The following is a 7582-nucleotide window of genomic DNA, read 5'->3' on the forward strand; positions in this document are numbered from 1 at the left end:
GCCCGCCGCCCCCCCGCCCCCGCGGGGGGGGGGGCCCCCCGGGGGGGGGGGGGGGGGGGCCGGGGGGGGGCCCCCCGGGCCCCCCCCCCACCCCTTTCTTCTGCTCTTCTTCTCCGCTCGGCGTCGCCTCTAGCCGGCGAGGAGCTTCTTCACCGCGGCGGCGACCCGGCCGCCCTCGGCGAGCCCGGCGACCTTCGGGTTGACGATCTTCATGACGGCGCCCATCGCGCGCGGCCCCTCGGCGCCGGCGGCCTTCGCCTCCTCGACGGCGGACGCCACGATCGCGTTCAGCTCGTCGTCGGAGAGCTGCTTGGGCAGGTAGCCGTCGAGCAGCTCGCCCTCCGCCTTCTCCCGCTCGGCCTGCTCGGTCCGCCCGCCCTGGGCGAAGGCCTCGGCCGCCTCACGACGCTTCTTCGCCTCCTTGGCGATCACCTTCTGCACCTCGTCGTCGGAGAGCTCGCGCGCCGACTTGCCGCTGACCTCTTCCTTGGTGATCGCGGTGAGGGTGAGCCGAAGGGTGGACGAGGTCAGCTCGTCACGCGCCTTCATGGCCGTGTGGAGGTCTTCCTTGAGCTTGGACTTGAGCGTGGTCATGCCGTGATTGTGACAGGTACGGGGGCCGGGCCGCCCACCGGTTTTCCGGCCGCCCCACCGGTTCTCCCGCCGACCTCACCGGTTTTCCTCTCGGCTTTTCTCCGGACGTTCCGCTTCTGCGACGATGGGCGTATGCGCGCACGCTACGGAGTACCCCTGAAAGTCACGGCAGTCGGCGCGGCGGTCGGCGCCGCCGGACTGGCCTACGCCGCCGGATTCGAGGCCCGCTCGTTCCGCCTGCGACGGATCACCGTTCCCGTACTGCCGCACGGGGCACGTCCGTTGCGCGTGCTCCAGGTCTCCGACATCCACATGGTGTGCGGTCAGCGCAAGAAGCGCGCCTGGCTCCAGTCGCTGGCGGGCCTGCGCCCCGACTTCGTCGTCAACACGGGCGACAACCTCTCCGACCCGGAGGCCGTGCCCGAGGTGCTGGACGCGCTCGGCCCGCTGATGGAGTTCCCGGGGGTGTACGTCTTCGGCTCCAACGACTACTACGGCCCCAAGCTCCGCAACCCGGCCCGCTACCTCCTGGAGAAGGTCCAGGGCAAGCACGGCCTCAACGGCAACGCTCCGGCGGTCGGCGTCGTCCACAACCCGTGGGAGCCGATGCGCGACGCCTTCGACGAGGCGGGCTGGCTGAACCTGTCGAACACCCGGGGCCGGCTGAAGCTGGAGGGCATGGAGCTGGCGTTCACCGGCCTGGACGACCCGCACATCAAGCGGGACCGTTACGCCGAGGTCCAGGGCGGCCCGGAAACCGGCGCCGACCTCTCCATCGGCGTGGTCCACGCCCCGTACATCCGCTCCCTGGACGCCTTCACGGCCGACGGCTACCCCTTGATCCTCGCGGGCCACACGCACGGCGGCCAGCTCTGCATCCCGTTCTACGGGGCACTGGTCACCAACTGCGACCTGGACACGGACCGGGTGAAGGGCCTCTCCAGCCACACGGTCGGCGACCAGCGCGCCTACCTCCACGTCTCGGCAGGCTGCGGAACCAACCGCTACACCCCGGTCCGCTTCGCCTGCCCGCCCGAGGCGACCCTGCTGACACTGACCCCGAAGGGCTGAGCCGGGGGCGGCGGCCTGCGGGGCGGCGTAGGCCAATGCAGTTGCTTTTGAGTTGCGGGGCAGTGCCCCGTCTGTCACGGAGTAGGGCGCGGGCCAGTAGGTCAGGCACGCTCCGTACCATCCATAGGTGATCAATCCGTTCTTCCACGCACCCAGACGCCGCTTCATCACCCTGGCTGTGCTGGCTGCCGTCGTCGCCTTCGGGTGGTACGCCGTTCAGCCGGTCTATCCACGATGCACGACCTACGCAGTCGGCTCAGGATCCCTCATGTCCGCCAGCACTTCGGCGGAAGAGAGGGAAACCGTAGCCCGGCAGGCTTACGAGGACGCCTTGGCCGACGGCACATGCGGACCATCACACGCCCGATTCCGAGACTGGATCGGCTGACCTGAGCCCGCACCCCCGAAGCGCTGCGGCCCTTGGTTCCGTCGTGGGTGCCTCGGGCTGCAAGCCTGTCAGTGCTGGGAGGCAGACTGCTGTGCATGACTTTGGTGACTGCGCGGGATTACGCCTGGATACGCTCCTCCCGGATGTTCGGCGACGCAATGACGGGCGGATACGGCCTGGCCCTCGTCTACGGGACCACTCCAACCGACGTACTGCGTCTGATGGAGGCCGAGCCGAAGGGCACGGGTGAGGGACTGGACGCTCTGGTCGAGGAGCATCTGAAGCATCGCGCTGCGACGGATTACTGGGACGACTCCTTCACCGCGGGCGCTTTCACCGTGCCGGGCACAGACGGCGAGTGGACGCTCGTCTTCGACTTCAACGGGGGCGTGGGGATGTCACGGTTCATGCCGTCCCTGTCGCAGAACGGGCGAGCCGTGTCGCATTCCACCAACGGGGGCGCGCCGATCGACCTTTTCGACTGGTTTGAGGACGGTGAGCTGCGGACCGGCTTCGAATGGCCCACGAACAGGTATGGCAGCACCCCGGACGAGCTGGTCCCGATGATGCGTGAGATCGGCTTCGCCCTGACCGAGGACGAGGACGACACAGGCCCGGGCACCGATACCAAGGCGGCGGTGCTTGCCCTCACCGAGCGTCTGACGGGCGTACGGCTCACAGAGGAACTTCTCAAAAATGCCGAGTACCACCTCGGACACGTTCCGGAGGCGCCCGCCGCGGAGTGGACCAAGGTGGTCATCGACGTCACAGGCGCGGACGGGGAACGGTTCTACAAAGAGGTCACCCGCGAGGAGGTGGAGGCCGCCACTGCCCTCGCCCGGGCCCAAGCCGAGGAACCGATCGTGATTCTCGGTCCCTCGTCACCTACTCCTTAGGCGGTAACGGGGCTGGGGTTCCCCTGAGAACCGGTCTTCCGGCCCGGCGGTTGCTCTTCAGCTTCGTGGTCTGGTTGTGGGCCCAGCGGCCGGGCTGGACCGTGTCCCGTCTGGCCCGGGTCCTCAGGACGGGCCAGCGGTTCGGCTTCTTGATCGCACGTGGGCAGTCCCGGCTACGCCGGGCCGGCAGGAGGCGTGCACGTGCCTCCCATTCGGCCTCGGCAAAGGAACGGGTGAGTTTGGTGGCGGTCGCTCCGAGTTGGGAAGGGACGCTGCGGCGGACGATGCGTACGCACTTCAGGTAGGAGACACGGTCGGCGTCCACGACCGGACGGACAAGCGCCGTCGCGTGGGCGAACTGGCGGATCTCGTGGTGGACCGCGAGGTAGGCCCACAGTTCCTGTCGGACGCCTTCCGGTGTGCGCGACCTGATCGGCCCGCCCGGGCCGAGGTGGTTCTTGATCTCGTCGAAGGCGAGCTCGATCTCCCAGCGTTCCCGGTAGAGCGCGACCAGCTCGGCGGCCGGGTACTGCTCGGGGTCCAGCAGCGTCGTGCCCAGGTAGGCGACCTTGTCGCCCTTGGCGAAGGTGATGACCCGGTAGATCACGTGCTTGGGTAGCGTTCGGCTCTCTCGCGCGGCTCGGAGTCGGACTTCCTTGCCCGGTCGTGCCATCGACAGGTACGAGCCGTCCGGAAGTTCTTCCTGGGCGGTGCCGAGGTGGTTGGACTGGAGCCTGACCAGCAGATCTGCGCCCGCCGCGGTGGAGACGTGAGCGAACTCGACCGACCAGAAGCCGCGGTCGGCGATGACCAGGTCGCCGGGACCGGTGGAGCCGGCCAACGAGTAGGCGAGGCTGCGCTCGCCGTCGCGGTAGCCGCCGAGGCGGGCATCGAGGACTCCGTGCGTTCCGATCTCTGCGAGGACCACCGCTCTGACCTGGGGGAAGCTGAAGGGGACGCCGCCGGTGGTGGAGGGGCCGTCGAAGGTGTCGCCGTTGCTCGTCGAATCCGGAAGATCGAACTGGGTGCCGTCCAAGGCGAGGAGCCGCAGATCTCGCCACCATGCGCCTGGCGTGTCCCTGGTGGCGAGCGGGCCGGCCACCTGGCGGAACACGGTCTGTAGCACGTCCTCCCCGAGCCGCGTGCGAGCCCGACACAACGACGACCGGTTCACCCGCAAAAGGGCCCGGCTGCCCGGGATGCCGCTGGTCAGCACCCGCAGCACCTCCTCGTACGACTCCCGGGCGAACAGACACAGGGCCAGGACGAAGTACACGACCAGCCGAGCCGGCAGGAGACGACGGCGCCGCTCGGCTCGGTCGTGCTTGGCTATTGCCGCGTCCACCAACTCGGCGGTGAACACCTTCGTCAGGATCCCGATCCGCACCCGCTGGCCCGCACCCCACCCCGTCACACGCGGGGCAACGATCTCCTCAGCTCAAAAGCAACTGCATTGGGCGGCGTAGGCCCCCGGGGCGGCAGCGGGCAGCGACCGACGAATCGCGGGCGTCTTCCCACCCGCTTACGGTACGAATCATGACCGCGCCCCGGACGGCCCTGCTCCCCCGCCCCCGGGCGGCAGAGGTGCTCCGAGACCCCACCGACCCCCGCCGCCCCTGGGCCGCGGCCCTGCGCACGCTGGCATGCGGAGCAGCGGTCGCGGGCCCGGTCGTCGCCCTGGCGACCGGGTACGCCCCACCACCGCTGATCCACTTCACGGTCCTGGCCAGCGTGCTGGTGGCGGTGGCTTTCGGCTGGTCAGCGGTACGTTCGTGGCGCGGCGCTCCGCCACTCCCGCCGTACCTGACCGGCGCGGTGCTCCTCCTCGCCGCGATCACCGGCCTGATGCACCACCTGGTGCTGGTGAACTACGGCGGCTCCTCGGACACCGGAACCGGCGGATCCCCCTCGGCGAGCCTCCTGCTCCACACGGTGACCCCTCTGGCCGTCGCCGCCGACTGGCTCCTGCTGACCGCTCCCCGGACCCTGCGCCTGGCCCACATCCCGCTGTGGCTGTCGGCCCCTGCGGCCTACCTGGGCCTCATCCTGACCCGCGGAGCCCTGCTCTCCCCCGGCTCCCCGGCCCGCTACCCGTACCCCTTCCTCGACGTCGACACGTACGGCTACGCCGGCACCCTCACCCAGGCCCTCGCCCTCGGCCTCCTCTTCGCGGCCCTGGGCGCCCTGATCACCGCCATGGACCACCTCCGGCCGAACGTGACGGGGTGGATCCAGCACCGAGGAAACCGGATTTCGCCTCCGGCCGCCGGTGGGCTAAAGTAATCGATGTCGCCGGGAGTCCGGTGGACATCGGGGTGTAGCGCAGCTTGGCAGCGCGCTTCGTTCGGGACGAAGAGGTCGTGGGTTCAAATCCCGCCACCCCGACAGCTGAAATAGCAGGTCAGGGGGCTGATCCACTTAGTGGATCAGGCCCCTGACTCGTTTCTGGGGACGTCTTGGGAGCCATTTGGGAGCCGGTCTCGGAACCCGGCTCCCAAACGGCTACTCCGCAGAATCCCCTACAAGGCCGCGCTGAGCGCTCAAAGCACGGCCGCCCTCGCCCCTGGCACCCTGTAGGCCGGTGGCCGCGCGGGCGTGTCCGCTGTCAGCCCAGCGCACCACAGCCACCGTGATTCGCGGCAGGCTGAAAGGCGGGGCGGCGACCGTTACCCGTGGTCACTGTCGGCGCCGGTAGCTGATCCGCATGGCGTAGCGCCGACTGGCATCAGTCACAGGGGACCGTGTAGGTGAGCTCGCGGCAGGAACGCTGGACATGGAGGGCGTGGCGCCCCCACCTGCAGGGCGCGGACGCGCAGCGCAGTCTTGACGACATCCACGCGATGGCCGGTGGGGCTGCCCCCATCGGGCGGCGTCTCGCTCGTAGGACCAGAGCATGGGGCCGTCACCGAAGAATTCGACGCAGCGGTCGAAGACAGCAGCGCGCATGCCTTTACCCTCCACGCCGGCGATCTCGTCGAACCAGACGCGACGATCCCTACGTCGCTCAGGTACTCGTCTCATCGGAGCACCGCGAGAGCGTTGACCACATAGTCCAAGGCCCGGCACGCCGCGCGAGTGAGGGTTCAGCGTCGGGGAGCGCACTACTCGGGCAGTTGTCGAGCCGTGGATGAGCAGCATGGCGCTGATGGCAATGGGCGCCTCACGCTGATCATGCCCGCTCACGCTGACCTACATTCCGTGTCACCGGAGGGTCGTCCCCGGACTGCCCCTTCCACCGACACGGTTCCACATCAGGACTTCCCAACTCCATTATTAACTCAGTAAGCTACATAGTTATGGACTTCACAATTATCAAGCACGCGGTCGAGGTCGACCACGGCATCAAGCGCCTCTCCATGCACTTCATCAAGAAGCACGCTGCACCGGAACGAGCCCGGCTGAGCGCGGAGTTGTGTGCACAGATCGGTGAGGAGTTCGACAGGCTCGGGCTCTCCACGCTGCCGCGAACGCTGCCGACTTCTGAGAATGAGTTCGTATGGGTCATCCAGCGCGACAGCGTTCTGGGCGAAGTCGCGGATGTCGCCGCCGCCTTGGCGCATCTGGACAAGCTCGGGATGAATCCTCTCCCCCAAGTGTTTGACAACTACCCCAAAGCCAAGAGCAACCTGAGCTGAAGGGACGTACAAGCGCCACGTACAACCCCCACATGCCGCGTACAGCAACAAGCGTATCTATGTTTCCTGAGCTAAAAAGTGACCTCGTGTGCTCGCGACTGGCCCGTATGGTGGTCTCAACAGGCGTCACAGGCAACCTTGGTGACGCCACAACACCTAGCCTCTTAGGCAACGGCACCGTCAGGAGTCACAGATGAGCAACGCTGACGAGATACGCATCCCGCGTGACGAACCCATTTTCATCGTCGGTACCTCCGGACGGCTGCCACTTCGGACCATATGCGTGCTTGAACTGATGGGCTCAGAGGTTCCGTGGTACCGACATAGATGGATCACTCTTCTCGGTGACCGTCTACGAATTGCCACGACAGAGCCGATACCACATCCAAGCAGGATCGTCAACGGCAAGTATGGCGCCCGTACGAGGTCTGTCAACGTGAGAGCAGCGCAAGCGCTTGGCCAGCAGTGCGCCAGGCGATTCGCCGAGGCGCTGGATGAGTTCCCCAAACCTCTCATCGCCCACATGCCCAAGCAACACTCGCAGCAGGCCGAACAGCGCATGCTCAGGTGGCTGTGCACTCGGCTCGCCGGACGCCCTTCAGGGCTGGCCGTCATCCATACCAGTCAGGGGATTACGTGGTACCGCCTCACGACGGACGGTCCGGTTTTGGAACCGCTGCCTCCGGAATCACCTGCACTGATGGCTCTCCCCTGCCCTGCTGCTGAGGTGGAGCTACTCCTGACACCCGCAAAACTCGGGGCTTACGCCGCTTATCAACATCGGTGCTACCCACACGTGAGTTACAGGCCGACCTGGCTCCCCCTTGAGCTGCCTTGGGCAGATGAGGATATCGCACAAGAAATCTTGACATAGCGGCCCGGGGGGGGGGGGGGGGGGCGGGGGCGGACCGCCGGCTAATGGAGCAGGACGGAGAAATATCGAAGGATAGTTTGATATATGTGGAAGGCACGAGGGTAGAGCGGGGCGGGGGTGCTCA

6 protein-coding genes and 1 tRNA gene are annotated in these 7582 nt (G+C 67.4%); 5 read left to right on the top strand and 2 right to left on the bottom strand.

The window, feature by feature from the left end; genetic code table 11:
• Nucleotides 1-129: 129 nt before the first annotated feature.
• Nucleotides 130-594 (bottom strand): GatB/YqeY domain-containing protein, encoded by a 465-nt coding sequence (locus tag JS521_RS00170; protein WP_018514200.1) that lies wholly within the window; start codon nt 592-594, stop codon nt 130-132.
• Between the two features lie 132 nt (nt 595-726).
• On the opposite strand from JS521_RS00170, the gene JS521_RS00175 reads away from it, so the two are divergent.
• Nucleotides 727-1665 (top strand): metallophosphoesterase, encoded by a 939-nt coding sequence (locus JS521_RS00175; RefSeq protein WP_205080675.1) that lies wholly within the window; start codon nt 727-729, stop codon nt 1663-1665.
• Nucleotides 1666-2148: 483 nt separating this feature from the next.
• Nucleotides 2149-2949, top strand: coding sequence for a DUF6461 domain-containing protein (locus tag JS521_RS00180; RefSeq protein WP_205080676.1), 801 nt, complete (start codon nt 2149-2151; stop codon nt 2947-2949).
• Here the strand turns inward: JS521_RS00180 and JS521_RS00185 are convergent.
• Nucleotides 2939-4336: an IS4 family transposase gene (locus JS521_RS00185; RefSeq protein WP_205080677.1), complete on the bottom strand. Its 1398-nt coding sequence runs from the start codon at nt 4334-4336 to the stop codon at nt 2939-2941. The genes JS521_RS00180 and JS521_RS00185 overlap by 11 nt on opposite strands.
• 149 nt (nt 4337-4485) lie before the next feature.
• On the opposite strand from JS521_RS00185, the gene JS521_RS00190 reads away from it, so the two are divergent.
• The 3 genes from JS521_RS00190 to JS521_RS00200 all read left to right on the top strand — a co-directional run bounded on the left by JS521_RS00190 (nt 4486) and on the right by JS521_RS00200 (nt 6584).
• The gene (locus tag JS521_RS00190) at nt 4486-5232 is read left to right on the top strand and encodes a Pr6Pr family membrane protein (protein ID WP_205080678.1); all 747 of its coding nucleotides are present in this window, start codon (nt 4486-4488) and stop codon (nt 5230-5232) included.
• 28 nt (nt 5233-5260) lie between these two features.
• A tRNA-Pro gene (locus tag JS521_RS00195) sits at nt 5261-5334 on the top strand.
• Nucleotides 5335-6245: 911 nt separating this feature from the next.
• Complete coding sequence (locus JS521_RS00200; protein ID WP_012379837.1) at nt 6246-6584, top strand: hypothetical protein; 339 nt, start codon at nt 6246-6248, stop codon at nt 6582-6584.
• Nucleotides 6585-7582: the final 998 nt, after the last annotated feature.

This window comes from Streptomyces durocortorensis (genome assembly GCF_016901035.1).
Taxonomy (GTDB): Bacteria; Actinomycetota; Actinomycetes; order Streptomycetales; family Streptomycetaceae; genus Streptomyces; species Streptomyces durocortorensis.

Excerpts from the sequence above, each read along its gene's own strand:
- JS521_RS00180 (WP_205080676.1), top strand. The coding sequence starts at position 2,149 with ATGACTTTGGTGACTGCGCGGGATTACGCCTGGATACGCTCCTCCCGG.
- JS521_RS00200 (WP_012379837.1), top strand. The coding sequence starts at position 6,246 with ATGGACTTCACAATTATCAAGCACGCGGTCGAGGTCGACCACGGCATC.
- JS521_RS00170 (WP_018514200.1), bottom strand. The coding sequence starts at position 594 with ATGACCACGCTCAAGTCCAAGCTCAAGGAAGACCTCCACACGGCCATG.
- JS521_RS00190 (WP_205080678.1), top strand. The coding sequence starts at position 4,486 with ATGACCGCGCCCCGGACGGCCCTGCTCCCCCGCCCCCGGGCGGCAGAG.
- JS521_RS00175 (WP_205080675.1), top strand. The coding sequence starts at position 727 with ATGCGCGCACGCTACGGAGTACCCCTGAAAGTCACGGCAGTCGGCGCG.